General features: G+C 68.0%; 16 protein-coding genes. 2 read left to right on the top strand and 14 right to left on the bottom strand.

Translation table 11 applies throughout. The features are described from left to right. Nucleotides 1-24: 24 nt before the first annotated feature. The 3 genes from dnaG to dusB form a co-directional block, all read right to left on the bottom strand. Nucleotides 25-1,920 carry a DNA primase gene (gene dnaG / locus ACL9RL_RS15015; RefSeq protein ID WP_422781079.1) on the bottom strand — a complete coding sequence of 632 codons (1,896 nt, stop codon included), beginning with the start codon at nucleotides 1,918-1,920 and terminating at the stop codon, nucleotides 25-27. Nucleotides 1,921-2,031: 111 nt separating this feature from the next. Next, complete coding sequence (locus ACL9RL_RS15010; protein WP_422781078.1) at nucleotides 2,032-3,315, bottom strand: deoxyguanosinetriphosphate triphosphohydrolase; 1,284 nt, start codon at nucleotides 3,313-3,315, stop codon at nucleotides 2,032-2,034. Beyond that, nucleotides 3,308-4,468 carry a tRNA dihydrouridine synthase DusB gene (gene dusB / locus ACL9RL_RS15005; RefSeq protein ID WP_422781077.1) on the bottom strand — a complete coding sequence of 387 codons (1,161 nt, stop codon included), beginning with the start codon at nucleotides 4,466-4,468 and terminating at the stop codon, nucleotides 3,308-3,310. Before dusB ends, ACL9RL_RS15010 begins: the two co-directional genes overlap by 8 nt. A gap of 31 nt (nucleotides 4,469-4,499) precedes the next feature. On the opposite strand from dusB, the gene ACL9RL_RS15000 reads away from it, so the two are divergent. Further along, entirely contained in the window at nucleotides 4,500-4,997 is a 498-nt protein-coding gene (locus tag ACL9RL_RS15000; protein ID WP_422781076.1) for an aminoacyl-tRNA deacylase, read from the top strand. A 30-nt stretch (nucleotides 4,998-5,027) separates the two neighbouring features. Here ACL9RL_RS15000 and ACL9RL_RS14995 read toward each other — a convergent pair whose 3' ends face one another. The 4 genes from ACL9RL_RS14995 to recO are packed head-to-tail and all read right to left on the bottom strand — an operon-like array spanning nucleotide 5,028 to nucleotide 7,431. Next, the gene (locus tag ACL9RL_RS14995; protein ID WP_422781075.1) at nucleotides 5,028-5,156 is read right to left on the bottom strand and encodes a hypothetical protein; all 129 of its coding nucleotides are present in this window, start codon (nucleotides 5,154-5,156) and stop codon (nucleotides 5,028-5,030) included. Beyond that, nucleotides 5,153-5,851: a DsbA family oxidoreductase gene (locus tag ACL9RL_RS14990; RefSeq protein ID WP_422781074.1), complete on the bottom strand. Its 699-nt coding sequence runs from the start codon at nucleotides 5,849-5,851 to the stop codon at nucleotides 5,153-5,155. The genes ACL9RL_RS14995 and ACL9RL_RS14990 overlap by 4 nt, the downstream gene beginning before the upstream one ends. A 15-nt stretch (nucleotides 5,852-5,866) precedes the next feature. Then, nucleotides 5,867-6,697, bottom strand: a complete 831-nt coding sequence (locus ACL9RL_RS14985; protein WP_422781073.1) for an isoprenyl transferase — start codon at nucleotides 6,695-6,697, stop codon at nucleotides 5,867-5,869. After that, a complete protein-coding gene (gene recO, locus ACL9RL_RS14980) occupies nucleotides 6,694-7,431 on the bottom strand; it encodes a DNA repair protein RecO (RefSeq protein ID WP_422781072.1) in 738 nt (245 codons plus the stop codon). Before recO ends, ACL9RL_RS14985 begins: the two co-directional genes overlap by 4 nt. Nucleotides 7,432-7,533: 102 nt before the next feature. Here recO and ACL9RL_RS14975 point away from each other — a divergent pair, with 102 nt between their 5' ends. Further along, nucleotides 7,534-8,199 carry a trimeric intracellular cation channel family protein gene (locus ACL9RL_RS14975; protein WP_422781071.1) on the top strand — a complete coding sequence of 222 codons (666 nt, stop codon included), beginning with the start codon at nucleotides 7,534-7,536 and terminating at the stop codon, nucleotides 8,197-8,199. 129 nt (nucleotides 8,200-8,328) lie between these two features. On the opposite strand, the gene ACL9RL_RS14970 is transcribed toward ACL9RL_RS14975, so the two are convergent. The 7 genes from ACL9RL_RS14970 to ACL9RL_RS14940 form a co-directional block, all read right to left on the bottom strand. Next, nucleotides 8,329-9,729 carry an FtsX-like permease family protein gene (locus ACL9RL_RS14970; protein ID WP_422781070.1) on the bottom strand — a complete coding sequence of 467 codons (1,401 nt, stop codon included), beginning with the start codon at nucleotides 9,727-9,729 and terminating at the stop codon, nucleotides 8,329-8,331. Then, nucleotides 9,726-10,484 (bottom strand): ABC transporter ATP-binding protein, encoded by a 759-nt coding sequence (locus ACL9RL_RS14965; RefSeq protein ID WP_422781069.1) that lies wholly within the window; start codon nucleotides 10,482-10,484, stop codon nucleotides 9,726-9,728. Before ACL9RL_RS14965 ends, ACL9RL_RS14970 begins: the two co-directional genes overlap by 4 nt. An 85-nt stretch (nucleotides 10,485-10,569) precedes the next feature. Beyond that, nucleotides 10,570-11,235: a response regulator gene (locus ACL9RL_RS14960; RefSeq protein WP_422781068.1), complete on the bottom strand. Its 666-nt coding sequence runs from the start codon at nucleotides 11,233-11,235 to the stop codon at nucleotides 10,570-10,572. After that, nucleotides 11,232-12,413 (bottom strand): sensor histidine kinase, encoded by a 1,182-nt coding sequence (locus ACL9RL_RS14955; RefSeq protein ID WP_422781067.1) that lies wholly within the window; start codon nucleotides 12,411-12,413, stop codon nucleotides 11,232-11,234. The genes ACL9RL_RS14960 and ACL9RL_RS14955 overlap by 4 nt, the downstream gene beginning before the upstream one ends. Before the next feature lie 234 nt (nucleotides 12,414-12,647). Then, complete coding sequence (leuA, locus tag ACL9RL_RS14950; protein ID WP_422781066.1) at nucleotides 12,648-14,408, bottom strand: 2-isopropylmalate synthase; 1,761 nt, start codon at nucleotides 14,406-14,408, stop codon at nucleotides 12,648-12,650. A 180-nt stretch (nucleotides 14,409-14,588) separates the two neighbouring features. Beyond that, nucleotides 14,589-17,186: a bifunctional lysylphosphatidylglycerol flippase/synthetase MprF gene (locus ACL9RL_RS14945; RefSeq protein WP_422781065.1), complete on the bottom strand. Its 2,598-nt coding sequence runs from the start codon at nucleotides 17,184-17,186 to the stop codon at nucleotides 14,589-14,591. Further along, entirely contained in the window at nucleotides 17,183-18,466 is a 1,284-nt protein-coding gene (locus tag ACL9RL_RS14940; RefSeq protein WP_422781064.1) for an alpha/beta hydrolase, read from the bottom strand. The genes ACL9RL_RS14945 and ACL9RL_RS14940 overlap by 4 nt, the downstream gene beginning before the upstream one ends. Nucleotides 18,467-18,603 lie beyond the last annotated feature (137 nt).

Here is an 18,603-nt window from a genome sequence, read left to right as displayed (position 1 = left end):
GTCATCGGGAGGCCCGCCATCCGATCAGGACTCCGTGCGGAGGGAGCGGCGTTCGGATTCGACGTCGGTGATCTGGCGTCCGACGGCCCGGTAGGCGTCGGCGTCGTTCGGGTCGGTGCGTCGCAGGGTGCCGAGGAGCTCGGCCTTCCGTCGGAGCAGGTCCCGTTCGATGAGGGAGATCGTGATGTCCTTGACGTACGCTCCGAGCTTCTCCTCGTTGCCCTCCGGCACGGATGCGAGACCGAGCTCGTGCACCAGGCTCGTGAACGTCGGAGGCACCTGCGCGGCGACCGACGCAAGCCAATTGGGTCCGTCGGCATCCGCGAGGCTCACCGACATCGCGTCGCGGACGACCGCGAGGGTGCCGTTGGTGAAGCCCGTCTGCACGGCGCGATCGAGCAGCGCCTGCCCGGCGAGTGACGGGTACTGCAGGAGCGCCATGACCGCGTCCCGCTCCAGACGGGTGTTCGGGTCGGTGGGGAGGTCAGACATCGACGCAGGGCGCTCCACGCGCTCTGCGGGAGCGTCGGAGGAGCCCCGGTCCGCGCCGTCCCGGGCGCTGCTGCTCGACGGGCCGCCTGCGGCGTCCTGCCGCGTCTGACGGCTGCCGGCCGCCCGTACCGCCCTGGTGACCTCGTCGAGGTCGAGACCGAGCTGCTTGGCGAGCACACGCGTGTATCCCGGACGGAGCGACGGGTCGCGGATGTCGGCGACGACCGGCGCAGCAGCTCTCAGCGCACCGACACGACCTTCGACGGTCTCCAGGTTGAATGAGGCGAGCGTGCGCCTGATGATGAATTCGAACATCGGCTCACGGCCGTCGACGAGTCGCCGGATGGCCGCGTCACCACGCGTGACCCGCAGATCGCAGGGATCGAGGCCGTCGCTCGCGACGGCGACGTAGGTCTGCGCCGCGAAGCGCTTCTCCTCGCCGAACGCGCGCACGGCCGCCTTCTGCCCTGCCTCATCCGGGTCGAAGGTGAAGATGACCTCACCGACGGCGGACTCATCGCCCATCACGCGTCGCAACACCTTGATGTGATCGACGCCGAAGGACGTTCCACAGGTCGCCACGGCGGTCGTCTCCCCCGCGAGATGGCACGCCATCACATCGGTGTACCCCTCGACGACGACGACCCGGTGCTGCCGCGAGATGTCGCGCTTGGCAAGATCGAGCCCGTACAGGACCTGGGCCTTGTGGTACACCGCCGTCTCCGGCGTGTTGAGGTACTTCGGACCCTTGTCGTCCTCACGGAGACGTCTGGCGCCGAACCCGACGGTCTGTCCGGTGAGATCACGGATCGGCCAGACGAGGCGCCCGCGGAACCGGTCGTAGATGCCGCGGTCACCGCTGCTGACGAGCCCGGATGCCGCGAGCTCCTCGTCGCTGAATCCGCGCTTGCGCATCCCGATGATGAGCCCGTCCCAGCCGGCAGGGGCGAAGCCGATCCCGAATCGTTCGGCGGCCGCGGCGTCGAACCCGCGCTCACCGAGGAAGCGGCGCCCGAGGTCGGCGTCCGCGCCGTGGAGCTGCTCGCGGAAGAATTCACCGGCCGCCTCGTTCGCGGCCAGGAGCCGGGCACGGTTGCCGTGGTCGACCTGGCCGCCCTGCCCGTCCTCGTACTGCAGCTGGTAGCCGATGCGCTGCGCCATGCGTTCGACGGACTCCGCGAACGTGACGTGGTCCATCCGCTGCAGGAAGCTGTAGACGTCGCCGCTCTCGCCACAACCGAAGCAGTGGTACAGCCCGACGCCCGGACGGACATGGAAACTGGGGCTTCGTTCGTCGTGGAAGGGGCACAGCCCCTTCATGGAACCGACGCCGGCGGACTTCAGCTGGACGTAGTCGCCGACGACGTCCGCGATGTTGACACGGGACTTGACCTCTTCAACATCGCTCTGTCGAATCCGGCCTGCCATACGCCAATCCTAGCCGCGCCGGCGACCCTCCCGCCCTCTGCCCGCGAACTGTCAGTCGTGGCTGCTCTGCAGCCGGTCGAACCAGCCACGACTGCCCGCTCGCGAGAACGGTCAGGACAGGTGTGAGCGCTCGTGCCAGGAGAGCGCGCTCTGGTCCGTCAGACTCGCGATCTGGTCGACGACGACGCGCTTGCGGGCGACATCGTCCGATGCTGCACGCCAGTCCGCCGCGAATCCGACGTCGAGTGCCGACTCGCCCGCCGCGAACACACTGTCAGCGAGGGAGGTGAGGATCTCACGCTGGCGCACATACAGCGGCTGCCTGGAATCGTTGTACATCACGAACGCCGCGACAACACCCTTGAGCAGCGCGATCTCCGCTTGGATGCTGTGCGGCACCACAACATCGGCGCCGAACCGCACGAGCGAGGACTGCTGGAAGCTCTCCCTCGTCGCCGCGGTCGCCGCGCCGGCGAATCTGCCGATCATCTGACTCGTGAAGTTCTTCAACCGCCCGAGGTCGCGCCGTGAGCCGTCCCAGGAGGTGATCCAGGTGTGCGAGCTGGAGAGCCGGTCGAACGCAGCCGCCAGGTCGTCGTGCGTGAAGTCGTCACCGGCCCACGCGAGCGCTGTGCCGATGAGCGCCTCATGCCCGGCACGGGCGTTGAGGAACGCCGGGTCGATGTACTCCCCCACCACCGCGTCCTCGAAGTCGTGCACCGAGTACGCGATGTCGTCGGCCAGGTCCATCACCTGCGCCTCGATGCAACGCACCCGCTCCGGAGCGCCGGCTCGCAGCCACCGGAACGCGGCCTCGTCATCGTCGAAGAATCCGTACTTCGCACGGCCGCCGGGATCCGCGACGGCGTGCGATGCCGGCCACGGGTACTTGCAGCTCGCGTCGAGACTCGCCCTCGTGAGGTTCAGGCCGTAGGGCTCGCCGTCCGGACCGAAGACCTTCGATTCGAGCCGCGTGAGGATGCGCAGCGTCTGCGCGTTGCCCTCGAACCCGCCGATGTCGATGGACCAGTCGTTGAGCGCCCGCTCGCCGTTGTGGCCGAAGGGCGGGTGCCCGAGGTCATGCGCCAGGCATGCGGTGTCGACGACGTCCGGCGCGAGATCGAGACTCGTTGCGAGCTCCCGGCCGACCTGCGCGACCTCGAGCGAGTGCGTGAGGCGATTCCTTGCGAAATCGACGCCGCTCGTCGGGCTGAGCACCTGCGTCTTCGCGGCGAGGCGTCGGAGCGCACTCGAGTGGAGCAGCCGCGCACGGTCCCTGGCGAAGTTGGTCCGTCTGGTCGAGTGGTGCTCCGGCAGCCAGCGTTCCTCATCGTGGGACGAGTAGCCAGCGGCGTCGGATGGCGTGTCCTGGACGGTGCCTCCCGCCCTATCCACCACTGTGGTCCAGCTCTGCGCCGGCGATCTCGCACTGCTCCTCGACGCCGAGCGACTGCGAATCGAGCCAACCGTCGGGCAGCGCGGGACGCTTCGGGGTGCCGGCGCGGCCACGTGGGCCCTCCGCGGACTCTCCGGGGTACGGCTGCTCCCAGTCGAGCGTCGCAAGGAGCTCGTCCATCTGTTCGAGCGACTCGACGGTCGCGAGCCGCGCCCGGAGGTCGCCGCCGACCGGGTACCCCTTGAAGTACCAGGCGACGTGCTTCCGGATGTCGCGGCAGCCGCGCTCCTCGCTCTCGAAGAACTCCGAGAGGAGCTCTGCGTGGCGACGGAACGCCGCGGCGACCTGGCCGAGGCTCGGCTCCGCTTTGGTGGTCTGGCCGGAGAATGCGGCGGCGAGGTCGCCGAACAGCCACGGACGCCCGAGGCAGCCACGCCCGACGACGACGCCGTCGCAGCCGGTCTGCTCGACCATCGCGAGAGCGTCCTCACCGGACCAGATGTCGCCGTTGCCCAGCACGGGGACGCTCGTGATGGTCTCCTTGAGCTTCGTGATGGCGGCCCAGTCGGCGTGACCGGAATAGAACTCGGCAGCGGTCCGCGCGTGGAGGGCGATGCTCGCGACACCGGCTCCTTCAGCGATCCGACCGGCTTCGAGGTAGGTGAGGTGATCGCTGTCGATGCCCTTGCGCATCTTGATCGTGAGCGGCACGTCGCCGGCCGCCTTGACGGCGCCCTCGACGATGTCACGGAACAGGCCCGTCTTCCAGGGCAGTGCGGCTCCGCCGCCCTTGCGGGTGACCTTGGGCACCGGGCAGCCGAAGTTCAGGTCGATGTGGTCGGCCCGATCCTCCGCGACGAGGATGGTGACGGCTTCGGCGACGGTCTTGGGATCGACGCCGTACAGCTGGATGGACCGGAGCGTTTCGCTCTCGTGGTGCTGGATCAGCCGCATGGTCTCCGGGGTGCGCTCGACGAGCGCTCGCGAGGTGATCATCTCGCTCACATAGAGTCCTGCGCCGAATTCTCGGCAGAGTCGACGGAACGCGGTGTTGGTGATCCCGGCCATCGGCGCGAGGACCACCGGCGCGTCGAGCACGATCGGACCGATCGTGAGCGGCGGCCGCTTGCTGAGAGTGGTAGGAAGAGACATCACCACCTATTCTCCCAGAAGGCGACGGCACATGACGACGAACGTCCAGGAAACCCCAGGTCCCATCGGTCGGGAGCGCGTCGAGCAGGCCGCGCGCGAACTCGGTCTCGACGTCGAGATCGTCGAGCGCCCGGCCGCGAACAGCCTCGAAGAGGCGGCTGAACTCCTCGGCATCGAACCGTTCGGCATCGTCAAGACCATCGTCGCGAAGCGCCACAGCGGCGACTACCTGTTCGTGCTCGTCCCCGGCGGCCGGAAGATCTCCTGGTCCAAGCTGCGGACACTGCTCGGCGTCAACAAACTCTCCCTGCCCGATGCGTCGACGGCATTCGCCGCAACCGGATACGAGCGCGGCACGATCACGGTGCTCGGCAGTGAACAGGCGTGGCCCGTGTACGCCGACACCACGATCGTCGGACGCCGCATCGCCGTGGGCGCCGGTGAACACGGGTACAGCGCGTTCGTCGACGCCGACGACTACCTCGAGGCGGTCGGCGCAGTCATCGCGGACGTCACCGACCCGGAGTGACCGCTCCGAGTCAGTGATCGTGCGATGGGTCTAGGAGTTCTCGACGGGCGGGACGGACTCCGCCCCGGGGATCAGGCAGGCATCGCCCTCGCACGCCGCCGCGCCCGGATCACCGAGCAGACCCAGCAGCGGCTTGACCACAGGCTTCGTGTCGCTCACGCCGTGACCTCATCGGCGACCGTCTCGTCTCCGGCGGCGCTGCGGTCGGTCCAGACCTGTTCGAGCACCTGGGCGAAGGTGGTGGCCTCCTGCGCCCCGGAGACGCCATAGGCGCCGTCGATCACGAAGAACGGGACGCCCTGGATGCCGTAGCTCTGTGCGAGCGACTGGTCCTCACGCACGTCCGCCAGAAACTCGTTCGATTCGAGGGAGGCGACCACGGCGTCACGGTCGAGGCCGACCTCTGCTGCGAGGTCCGCCAGGTCGCCGATCCGCCCGACGTGCTTCCCCTCGGTGAAGTACGCCTTGAGGAGTCGCTCGGTCATCTCGAGCTGCTTGCCCTCGCGCTTGGCGAAGTGCAGGAGCTCATGCGCCTTGACCGTGTTGGTGTGCTGCAGGATGTCGAAGTCGTAGCGCAGTCCGGCGTCGGCGGCGATGCCCCCGACACGGTCGAGCATCTGCTGCACCTGACCGGACGGCATGCCCTTGTGCTTCACGAGGAAGTCGATCTCGCTCCCGTCGAAGTCGACCGGGGTATCCGGCGCGAGTTCGTAGCTGTGGTACTCCACGACGACGTCCCGGCCTTCACCGGCCTGGGCGAAGGTGGACGCCCCGGCTTCGAACTTGCGCTTCCCGATGTAGCACCAGGGGCAGGCGATGTCGGACCAGACGTCGATCTTGATCGGTTCACTCATGTCAGTCGCAACCCATCAGCCCTCGTGGGCATTCCCCGCCGCTGCGGGTTTCGGTGCGTCGAGCGCGCCACCGAATCGACGGTTGCGGCCCGCGTACCGTTCGATGCCCTCCCACAGGTGCTCACGCGTGAAGTCCGGCCACAGCGTGTCGAGGAAGACCATCTCGGCGTACGCGGACTGCCACAGCTGGAAGTTGCTCGTCCGCTGCTCCCCCGAGCTGCGCATGAACAGGTCGACGTCGGGGACGTCCGGGATGTACAGGTGGTTGCGGATCGTGCGCTCGGTGATCGCCGACGGCTTCAGCCGGCCGGCCTGCACCTCCTCGGCGATGGACCGCATTGCATCGGTGATCTCGTTCCGGCCGCCGTAGTTGACGCACATCGTGAGGACGAGCCGATCGTTGTCCTTCGTGAGCTCCTCGGCGATCTGCAGTTCCTTGATGACCGAGCCCCAGAGTTTCGGACGGCGTCCTGACCAGCGGATGCGGACGCCCCACTCGTTCAGCTGGTCACGCCGGCGGTGCAGCACGTCCCGGTTGAAGCCCATGAGGAAACGCACCTCGTCAGGCGACCGCTTCCAGTTCTCGGTGGAGAACGCGTACACCGAGAGGTACTTGACGCCGGCCTGCACGGCGCCCGCGACGACATCGAGGAGCGCGAGCTCTCCGTGCTTGTGGCCTTCGACCCGCGTGAGGCCCTGGCGGTTGGCCCATCGGCCGTTGCCGTCCATCACGATCGCGACGTGGCCGGGCACCTCCCCCTTCGCGAACTTCGGCGGGTACAGACCCGTCCAGTCGAGTGGCCGATACGGCTCGGCCTTGCGGTGGGTAAACGGTTTGGGAGTCACCCGGTGATCCGATCCTGTTCGAGATGCGCGAGCGAACGGAGCCCGCGGTCCAGATGCCATTGCACGTACGCGGCGGTGAATCCGCTCGCCCGTGCAGCCGTCGCTTCGTCGGCGAGTGCGACGTCGTCCCAGTCGCCGGAGAGCAGCGAGCCGAGGAGTCCGAGGGTGCCGTCGTCGAGCCGTGGGCTGCCAGGCGGAGCACAGTCGTCGCAGACGACGCCGCCGAGTTGCACAACGACGTGCGAGAAGTCGCCCTCTTGCCCGCACCTCGAGCATGAGCCGAAGCTCGGCGCCCAACCGGCAAGGGACAGCGCGCGCAACAGATAGGAGTCGAGGGTCAGTCGTGGCGCGTGCTCGTGGCGCGAGAGCGACCGGAGCGCGCCGACGAGCAGCAGGTATTGCTGCAGCGACCCCTCGGACTCCGTGAGGCGGTCGGCCGTTTCGACCATGGCGTTCGCAGCCGTGTAGCAGGCGTAGTCCGCGCTGATCTCGGCGCCGTACGACCCGAGCGTCTCCGCCTGGGTGATGGTGTCGAGAGTTCGACCCTCGTAGAACTGCACGTCCGCGACCATAAACGGTTCGAGGCGCGAACCGAACTTCGATCCGGTCCGTCTGACACCCTTCGCGACCGCACGGATCTTGCCGTGGCTCCGTGAGAGCATGGTGACGATGCGGTCGGCCTCACCGAGCTTGTGGGTGCGGAGCACCACGACTTCGTCTCGATATACCGGCACACATCGATTATCCCGCGTGGACGTCGATCCGTGTGCCGTGACACTGTGAGAGTCGTGACAGCGCCGACGTCGTGCGTCTCGTCTGGCCGTGGAGGGAGCCGCATGACCGAGGTGTTGTTCGTGGTCCCGCTCTGGACCGACCTCACGGCCGTCGCGATCGGCGCGGTCCAAGGTGCGATGTTCGCAGCCCGGTTCCGGGACAGGCAGCTCGACTGGTTGGGCGTCGCGATCATCGGGGTGGTCGTCGGTCTCGGCGGCGGTCTCATCCGCGACATCCTGCTGAGCCAGGTGCCGGCATCGCTGCAGAGCGACTGGTACCTGCCCGTCGCGTCCGGCGCCGCACTGCTCGGGATGTTCCTCCTGAGCGTCATCACGAAGCTCGGCCCCGTGATCATCGCGCTGGATGCCCTGACGATCGGCATGTTCGGCGCGATCGGTTCGACGAAAGCGCTCGCGATCGGGCTGCCGATCATCCCGTCCATCTTCGTCGGCGTCGTCTCAGCCGTCGGCGGCTCCGTGCTCCGGGACGTGATGCTCGGCGTCCCGGTCGCGCTGATGCACGTCGGGTCGCTCTACGCGGTGGCCGCCGGCGCCGGGACCGTTGCGCTCGTGGTCCTGTGGAGCCTCGGTGTGCCGATCACGGTCGCCGCGATCGTCTGCGTCGCCCTGACGACGCTCATCCGGCTCCTCGCGGTGCGGTTCGGATGGACGCTGCCCGAGCAACGGCAGATCGGCCGCTGGCGGACCTGGCGGCGCACACCCCGCTAATTGGCACCTGCTGGGCTGATGCGCGACGCCTGGGACGAGGTGAACCGCCCCGCAGAAGGTCCGTTCCTCACGGAACGTCCTCCTGCTGCGCGGTTCACCTTGTGCGGCGCTGGGCGCGGAACGCTCGGCTCAGTCGACGGCGAGGGCGGCGACCGGGGCGATGCGCGTCGCACGTCGGGACGGCGCGACTGCGGCGGCCGCGGTGAGCACCGCCGCGAGCACCACGATGACACCGACCACGACCCACGGCACGGCCGGCACGATGAGGCCGGGGTGGCCCGTGACCGACCCGAACATCGATTGCGCACCCGCCCATCCGTAGCAGGCCCCGAGGACCAGACCCACCAGCACGGAGGCGGTGGTCAATTGGGCGCTCTCCACGAGGATCATCCGACGGATCTGCGCGGCGGAGAACCCGAGCGCACGGAGCAGGCCGAGTTCCCTCGTCCGCTGCAGCACGCTGAGCGACAGATTGTTGACCATCCCGACCGCGGCGATGAGTGCGCTCAGGCCGATGAGAGCTGAGAACACGCCGACGGTGACGTTCACAACCGTTTCCGTGCCCTCGTAGACCTCCGGCTGAGCGGCCTGCGCCTCGGCCATGAACTGCTGGAAGCTCGCAGCGGCAACGGCGAACATCGTGATGAGGGTGATGCCGATCACCAGGCCGATCGTCGTCCGCGAACTCCGTTCCGGATACCGCACGGCGTTCTCAGCGGCCAGCCGGGCCGGAGCGCTCGACCCGAACAGGCGCCCGACGAGCCGCAGCGCCGGCGGCATCACGAGGTGCGCCCCGAGGATGAGGCCGGAGAACGAGACGATGCCGCCGACGATGCCGATGAGCACGCCGAGCAGGGAGACGAGCCCGACGCCGACGCCCGCCATCAGCAGGAGGATCCCGACGGCGAACAGCGTGATCGCGGTCGCGTTGCGACCGGGCCTTGCGGAGGACTCCTCCGAGCTGAGTTCCTGGGCGCCGCTGATCGCCTGCATGGGGCTGACCGTCAGCACCCGTCGTGCGCCGATCCAGGACGCGAGCCAGGTGGTGAGCACAACGGCGATGACCGGCAGGGCGACCGACGGTGTGATGACCGGGTATTCGATCGCCGGCAACGTTCCGATGGCGATGCCGACACGGACGAACCCGAACGCCAGCAGCACCCCGACCGCAAGGCCCGCGACGCCCCCGATCAGCCCCACCGCAAGCCCCTCCGAGGCGAACGCCCTGCGCTGCGCCCGTGCACTGGAGCCGATGAGCCGCAGCAGCGCGATCGTCCGCGTCCGCCCGGCGACGATCGTCGCGAAGGTGTTCGCCGTGACGATGGCGCTCACGTACACGGCGATGGACACGAAGATCCCGGCTGCGAGCATCAGCATGACCGAGACCGTGCCGCTCGACCCCGTGACGTCGTCGTGCCTGATGATCGCGTCGATGCACGCCGTCACGAGCAGCAGCACGACCCCGAATGCGCTGCTCAGGGTGGCGACGAGGAGGCTCGATCGGTGATCGGCAGCGGTGAACGTCTTCACGCCGCACGCTCCATGCCGAGCATGTACGCGGAGATCTCCTCCGGTGTGGATCGACCGCGATCGAGCGCCACCTTGCCGTCGGCCAGGAAGATGATCCGGTCGGCGTAGCTCGCGGCGATCGGATCATGGGTCACCATCGCGATGCTCTGCCCGTACTGCGTGCTCGCCGCAGCCAGGAGCGCGAGCACGTTCCGCCCCGTCCTCGAGTCGAGGTTGCCCGTCGGCTCGTCCGCGAACACGAGGTCCGGCCTCGTTGCGAGTGCACGCGCGATGGCGACCCGCTGCTGCTGACCGCCCGAGAGTTCATGCGGCCGGTGCGCGAGCCTCGATCCGAGACCGAGGGTCGTGATGAGCTCGTCGATCCAGGCCTGTTCCGTCGCGCTCGGCTGCCGTCCGTCCAGCTCGAACGGGAGCGTGATGTTCGCCTGCAGACTGAGTGTCGGCACGAGGTTGAACGACTGGAAGATGAAGCCGACCCGGCGACGCCGGAGGATCGTGAGCGCGTCGTCGTCGAGGGAGGTGATGTCGGTCTCCCCGAGACGGACGCGCCCGCCGGACGCCTGGTCGAGCCCGGCCATGATGTGCATCAGCGTCGACTTGCCGGAGCCGGACGGCCCCATCACGGCGGTGAACTCGCCCCGCCGGAACCCGAGGCTGACGTCATCGAGCGCGGTCACGGGGTTGTCCGCCGTCCCGTAGCGTTTGCTGAGGTGTTCGACCTGCGCGACGAGGTCGGAATTCGCTGAAATGTCCATACTTCGACGCTACGGATGCCCGACAGATGCAGCATCCGGCGCTGGATCGATCCGCCCTACATCGCCGGGATGATCTCCACCGGCGTCAGACGAGTCCGTGCTCGAAGGCGAACACGACCAGCTGCACCCGGTCTCTCACCTCGAGCTTCCCGAAGATGCGAGAGATGTGCGTCTTGACCGTCGCCTCGCTCAGGAATTCCTGCGCGGCGATCTCCGAGTTGCTGAGTCCCCTTGCCGCGAGGAGGAAGATCTCCCGCTCCCGGGAGGTCAGCTCGGAGAATCGCGCCGGTGCGACGGGGGCGGCCGGACGCGAGTCGAAGTGCGCGAACAGCTCTCGGGTGGCGGAGGCCGCAATGACGGCGTTGCCGGCGTGGACGGTGCGGATGGCGGCGAGCAGGAACTCCGGCTCGGCGTCCTTCAGCACAAAACCGCTCGCTCCGCTGCGGATGGCGGTCGCAGCCGCTTCGTCGAGGTCGAACGTGGTCAGGACGAGCACCCGCGGGATCTTCCCGCCGCGGCGTTCCGCTGCCGCCAGGATCGCCTTGGTCGCCTCGATGCCGTCGAGCACCGGCATGCGGATGTCCATCAGGATGACGTCCGGGTCGGTTGCCGCCGCGAGCTGGATGGCTTCGGCGCCGTTGGACGCCTCCCCGCACACCTCGAGGTCGGGCTGTGAGGAGACGAGCATCGTGATGCCGCCGCGGAACAGGGCTTGGTCGTCGACGAGGGCGACCCTGATCGTCTCGCTCATGCTGGAACTCCTTCGAAGGTGCGTGGGATGGCGGCGTACGCGACGAACCGGCCGTCGCTCGGACCGGCGGCGAACCGGCCTCCGACGAGCGACGCCCGCTCGTTCATCCCGGCGAGGCCGTGACTGAGGCCGGGCTTCGCCGCCATCGGATCGTAGGAGTTCACGACCCAGAGCTGCAACTGCGGCCCGGTCCAGTCGAAGTGGACCTCGATGGCCGAACCGCGATCGCCGTGCCGGAGCGCGTTCGTCAACGCCTCCTGGACGATGCGGTACACCGCGAGCTGAGCACCGGTCGGCATGACCGCTTCCGTGCCGACGGTCCGGACGTCCACCTCGACGCCGGCACCGCGGACCTGGTCGTACAACCGTACGAGGTCGGCCATCATCGGCTGAGGCCCGGCCTGCTCCTGATACCGCAACTGCCCCAGCAGGACGCGAACGTCCGCGAGTGCCTCGCGTGAGATCCCGGCGATCGTGCGCAGCGCGGCGTCCGCGGAGCCAGGATCCGAGGCGAGCGCATACCGCGCACCGTCCGCCTGGGCGATCACCACGGCGAGGGAGTGCGCGACGACGTCGTGCATGTCGCGGGCGATGCGGTTCCGCTCCTGCTCGACGACGACGTCGCGTTCCGCCCGCAGCTGCGCTGCCCGGCTCTCGCGTCCCCGACGCCACGTGCGGACGAGGACTCCCGCCGTCCACGCGAGTGCGAACATCGCGAGGAAGGAGAAGAACACGCTCGCAGCGATCGTGGCGACCGCCAGCGGTTCCATGGTCCTCGATTCCCACAGACCGATCCGCGAGGCGAGCCCAGGGATGCTGATGGGCAGGATCGTCGTGTAGAGCGCCACGAGCGCTGCCCCGGCGAATGCGGACCCGAAGGCGACCCAGCGCACGATGTTGCCGCCGTAGACGGCCGCCGAGTACAGGATGGCGAGGATGGCGAAGTTGGAGGGGTCCGGCGCTCCGCCGAGCGCCATCTGCACGATGGCCGTGACCCAGGCGATGGCGAGCGCGATGCCAGGCGACAACCGCCGGAACACGAGCGCGGTGCACATGCCGAACAGGACGAAGATGAGCACGGTCGACCGGTCGATGTAGACCGAGAGCGCGACGAAGAACAGCACGGTCGGCAACACGATGTCGACGACGAGCTGGCCGGTGCGGAGCGGACGGAACATCCCTCTACGCTACGGCGTCACCGGCCGATGACGTCTGCTCGGGGCGGGATCCCATCCCGATTGCCGACGAAGATCATCCTGTGGATGTATCGGACCCGGCCACCGGAGGGCAGAACGTGTGCGGGAGTCGCCTGGTCGAGGCGTGCTCCCGCACACGAAGCGCGACGCGAGCGGTGTGGTGCCCACGCTCGGCGCTTGCGGAGACGACGGCCGTCACCGGCACGCCGCTCCGGTCTAGATGGCCTGGAGTTCGCGCTCTGCGACAGTCGCGCGCACGGCGCGGTTCACGGCAGAGACGACGGCCTTGAGCGACGCGGTCGCGATGTCCGCGTCGATCCCGACGCCCCACAGGCGGTGTCCGAGGACATTCAGTTCGACGTAGGAGGCGGCCTGGGCGTCTCCGCCGGCACTGAGCGCGTGCTCGACGTAGTCGTACAGCGTCACCTCGATGCCGCGGGCCGCGAGCATGTTGAGGAAGGCCGCGATCGGACCGTTGCCCGTCGCCGTGCAGTCCTCGACCTGCTCGCCGTCACGCAGGGTGACCTCGAGCTCGACGCTGCCGCCGAGGTCGCTCGACGTGCGGGTGGACTGCAATTCGAACCTGCCCCACTTCGCATCGTCGGCAGCCGCGGGCAGGTACTCGTCCTGGAAGATGTCCCAGATCTGGGCGCTGGTGACCTCTCCGCCCTCAGCGTCCGTCTTCGTCTGGACGACTCCGGAGAACTCGATCTGCAGTTTGCGCGGCAGGTCGAGCGCGTGGTCGGTCTTCAGCAGGTAGGCGACGCCACCCTTGCCGGACTGCGAGTTGACGCGGATAACGGCCTCGTAGCTGCGGCCGAGGTCCTGCGGGTCGACCGGCAGGTACGGGACGGCCCATTCGAGCGCGTCGACCGTGGTGCCCTGCGCTGCGGCGGTGACCGCCATCGCCTCGAAGCCCTTCTTGATGGCGTCCTGGTGGGAACCGCTGAACGCGGTGAAGACCAGGTCTCCGGCCCACGGACTGCGCTCCGGCACCGGCAGCTGGTTGCAGTACTCGGCAGTGCGCTTGACCTCGTCGATGTCGCTGAAGTCGATCTGCGGGTCGACGCCCTGCGTGAACATGTTGATGCCCAGTGCGACGAGGTCGACGTTGCCCGTCCGCTCGCCGTTGCCGAACAGGCATCCCTCGATGCGGTCCGCGCCGGCCAGGTAGCCGAGCTCTGCCGCGGCGATCGCGGTCCCGCGGTCGTTGTGCGGGTGCAGCGAGATGATGATGTTCTCGCGGTTGGCGAGGTTGCGGCTCATCCACTCGATCGAGTCCGCGTAGACGTTGGGCGTCGCCATCTCCACGGTCGACGGGAGGTTGATGATGACCTTGCGCTCAGGCGTCGCTTCGAGGACCTCGACGACCTGGTTGCAGATGTCGACGGCGAACTCGAGCTCCGTGCCCGTGTAGCTCTCCGGCGAGTACTCGTAGTAGATCTCGGTCCCGGGGACCGTGGATTCCATCGAGCGGCACTTGCGCGCACCGTGGAGGGCCAGGTCGATGATGCCCTGCTTGTCGGAGCGGAACACGACGTCGCGCTGCAGGATGCTCGTCGAGTTGTAGAGGTGCACGATGGCCTGTTTGGCGCCGTGCAGCGACTCGTAGGTGCGCTCGATCAGGTGGTCTCGCGCCTGCGTCAGCACCTGGATGGTGACGTCGTCCGGGATCGCGCCGTCTTCGATGAGGCTGCGGACGAAGTCGAAGTCCGTCTGACTCGCGGACGGGAACCCGACCTCGATCTCCTTGTAACCCATCTTGACCAGCAGGTCGAACATGATGCGCTTGCGTTCGGGGCTCATCGGGTCGATGAGCGCCTGGTTGCCGTCACGCAGGTCGACGGCGCACCAGCGGGGCGCGACGGTGATCTGCTTGTCCGGCCATGTGCGGTCTGGCAGCGAGACGCTGAACTGCTCCTGGTACGAGCGGTAGCGGTGGATCGGCATGGCCGATGCGGTTTGTGCGTTCTTCATGATGTGTGGTTCTCCTCGTGGATGTCTGCAGCCGACGACGAACTCCGCGACGAGGGAGGCCTGGAACTAGGACTCGTCGCGGCAGCTAAGGAGAAGCAGACCGAACACGTTTTCACTGTACCACCATCGTCAGTTCCGTGTGGCGGCGGCCGTGTGGATCGTGGCTACGCGACCACTGCGCTACTGCCTGACGAGCGCGGCCGCGTCGCGCACCGACATGTCAGGCAGGTACGCCCTGGCGACGGCCAGCCCGATCTGCGGCAGGGCGATGGGATCCGCGTAGCAGAGCAGGAGCACCCGCTCCTCCGGCTGGAACTTGTTCTTGAAGGCGAGCAGGGAACGGAAGCCGTACACCGGTTCGAGGGCGTCTCCGAGGTAGCGGAGCAGTCGTTCGATGACACCGTCGTCCGCCGGATCCGAACCGCCGAGCTGCGCGAGCGGCGCAGCCGACAGGCTCATCTCCTGGATGCCGTCGGCCTGGAACCGCAGGGCGGCCTCGGCGATGAGGTACTCCATCACGCCGTTCATGCTGTCCGAGCGGCGGCGCATGAAGTCCAGCGTCCAGGACACGACTGCCCCGTCGCCGTACACCGGCAACCAGCTCGTGACGGCGTGGACGACGCCGTCACCGTCGACCGCGATCAGGAGCCTGACCTCCGGCGCCTTGAGCTCTTCGAGGCCACCGAGGGTGAAGCCCATCTCCGGCAGTTCCTTGTCAGCGACCCACTCTTCGGAGATCTCGGTGATCTGCCTGGCCACACCGACGCTCAACGCGCCGTAGGAGCTCCAGATCGTCTGCATCCCGGCACGGTCCGCGCGGTTGATCGAGGAGCGGATGTCCTGCCACTTCTTCCCGGTCGTGCTCCAGGTGACGGGATGCAGGACGGTCTCCTGGGCGACCTGCAGCGATCGCCACCCCATCTCGTGGAACACCCGGCCGTAGTCGGCTCCGACACTGTAGAACGCGGGCGTCCAGCCGTTGTCGTCGCAGAACGCCGCGAACCGTCTGACGACCTCCGGGTCGTGGCGGTCCGCGCCGAAGGGCTCCCCCGTCGTCACGGCGACGCCGGAGATGACGCGATACCCGATGCCGGCATCGGCCGCCTGGTCGAACCAGTAGCGGTTGCCCTGCCAGGTGTTCATGTGGGAGATCGAGTCCCCGCCCTGGGCGAGGAGCTGGCCGACGCGCTTGACGTCGGCGCCGTGGAGTTCGTCGAGCACGCTGCGCAGCGGCCAGATCGTGCCGAGCAGCACGATCGACCACCAGATGGGGCCGACGGCGTGGTACAGCGCGCCGGCCTGCTCGTCGATCGGCAGGAATCCGGGCACGAAGTGGCGCAGATAGGAGACAGGGATGAATCGCTCCGGAGCGCTCAGGATGATCGTCCAGAGGTCAGGCCTCGGCGAGAGCTGGTTGCTGTAGATGGACGATCCGACGACGAACACCGTCGCGAGGACGAACCAGGACAGCACAACGATCGAGAGGTAGCCGACGATGCTCTGCCTCGTGGACCTCACGCGGAAGCTTCGACGGAAGACGATGAGCAGGACCGCGACGGTGAGCGGGACGAGGACGGACGCCCACAGGGCCACGGCGACCTCGACGGCGTGCAGGTGGGTGCCGTCCGGCTTGGCCGCGACGCCGAAGCCGAACGAGACGACGCCGGCGAACGCGAACACCGAGAGGAGGATCGCCGCGAACCAGACGGCGAATCGCCGTCCTCGGACGAGCCCTCGTGCGGCGAGCAGCATGGCGACCATCGGGACGAGGGACAGCAGGATGGAACCGGGCCCGTCGATCCGCAGGAGTGTCAGGTCGTGGATGCACTGCATCGAGTTGCCGTTGAAGCGGCACTGGTCCACGGCGCCGTTCGCGTCCGGCACGTTGTCCTGCAGCAGGAGCGCGATTGGTGCGAGCGGACCGAGGTGGCGCGAGGAGAGGATCGTGATGAGCGGACCGATGCCGAGCATCGCGACCGCGGACGCGAGCAGCACCCTGATCTCGTGGTGGGAGCTGCGCTGCCGCTTGCGGATGATGCGCCGCCTGGCGAGGAGCTCGCCGAGCGCAACGCCGATGCCGACCGCCAGGATGCGGTACAGGTCCTGCGGCAGGCCGGAGTACAACACGAACATCAAGGTGCCGAGGAGGCTGATCAGGCGGATCCGTCTGCGCCAGAGCGGACCGGAGAACGCGCTCGCGGTGACGAGCGCCCCGAGCGCAGCCGTCACCGGGTCGAAGACGACGAAGGTCGCGACGTGCGCGGACCACAGCTCGCCGCGCGAGTCGCCGAACGCCTGCAGCCCGAGGCCGATCCAGGTGCCGACACCGGCGGTCACGACCATCGCGAGCACGGTCCGGGCGGCTCCCAGACGCCGCTCGGCGTAGACGAGGGCCGGAACCCCGACGAGCAGGAACAGGACGAGCGATGCCACGGAGTCCGCAGCCAGGACGGCGGTCAACGGCGTCCACCACCGGCCGGCCACAACGGCCTCCGAGTAGCCGGTGCCGAGCAGACGGTGCAGTTCGGACTGCCATGAGGCGTGCGCGGGGTGCCCCGGCGTCGAGTGCACCGGGGTCAGCAGGATCGTGCCGATGATGACGATCACGGTGTACACGATGGTCACCCATGAGGTCCTGACCGTGTCTCGGATCACGCGCAGCAGTGGCGTCGTGGACGTCTTCACCGCGGGAGCCGCCGGCTTCTTCGCGGCTGGCACGGTCGGCCTGTGCGTCTCGTCGGGCGCACCGGGCGCGCTCGGTGTCGGCACCTCGGTCATGACGTCAATCCCATCCGTACGGCCATCAACGGCAGCGCTTCGGAGAATACCCGGTGCACCGTGTGCCAGTCGTGAGCCGTGCCGGGCGACACGATCATCGTTGTGCGCATCCCGGCAGCGTCCGCAGCATCGTGCATCTCGCGGATCCGCGGACCGTAGCGCTGATCGTCCTGGCCGACGCCGAAGATGGCGTCGGTGTCGGCGTAGGGGCCCTTGGCCTTCATGATCGCGATGGGCGCTGCCGCAGCGTAGGCCGCTGCATCTCCCTTGAAGCCCTTCTCGACGGTTGTCGGGCCGATCGTGGGGACGACCTCGCCGGAGATGTCGAGGATGCCGCCGAAGAGATCGGGGAACCCCGCGCCGAACTGCATGGCGCACGTGCCACCCTCGGAGAAGCCGGCGATGAACCAGTCCTTGCGGTCCGTGGAGACGGGCAGGTTCTTCGTGATCCAGTTGGGCACGTCGACGGTCATGTACGTGGCGACGTTCCCGAGCGGGCCGTCGACGCACATCGGATTGTGATCGGCGGCGCCGAGCTGATCCGGGATGACGACGATGGGCGCGATCCCGTTGTGGCTGGCCGCGTACTCGTTGAGGACGGTGTCGATCTGGCCGGACTGGAACAGGTCGGAGGGTTGTCCGGGCTGCCCGCTCATCATCTCGATGACCGGAAGCTTCGGAGGCGAGGAGACGAGTGCGGCCGGAGGCAGGTAGACGAGTGCGTGGCGCGCGGCGAAGTGCGAGGACGTCGCCGGGATGTCGACCCAGCGGATCTCCCCGCTCTTCGGCAGGTCGGCCGGCTTCTCCCATGAGGCGACCGTCGCGGTCGTCACCGGTGACAGCGTCGAGGCGTCCAGTTCACGGTACGGGCTGATGCCGAGGGCATCGCGGACGGTGCGGAATTCACCGAAGTCCTGGTTGACCCCTGCTGCGCCGACGATCACCACGAGCGGGATGACGATGATCGCGATGGTCCGACGCCACCAGGACGCCTTCCACAGGCTCGCGACCGCGAAGAACACGCCCGCGAACGCGGCGGCGGTCCACCAACGCGTCGTCGGCGTCAACGAGATGCCGAACAGGTTCAACTGATCGCCGAGCAGCCAGCTCGTGCCGAATCCGACTCCGAGGCCGACCAGGCCGCTCAGGACGGGCACCACAATGCGCCGCACTCCCCCGCCGCGCACGAGCACGATCAGCAGGAGCGCTGCGGTGATGGACCCGAGCACGATGAGAAACTCTGGCTTATCGATGCGCAGGTTCAGCAACCAGTTCAACACGTCAACTCCTCGACATGACCGTCTTTCCGCATGTCCGCCACCCAGTATGTCGGTAGCCGAGGTTCCTGGGAGGCTGGAAAGAGCTTCCCCAGGGGAGTCCGAGGGACCTCACACCGGTTCCCCAGTGTTCTCAGACG

This window comes from Plantibacter sp. Mn2098 (genome assembly GCF_049319745.1).
Taxonomy (GTDB): Bacteria; Actinomycetota; Actinomycetes; order Actinomycetales; family Microbacteriaceae; genus Plantibacter.
This window is presented reverse-complemented; position numbering and strand designations above follow the sequence as displayed.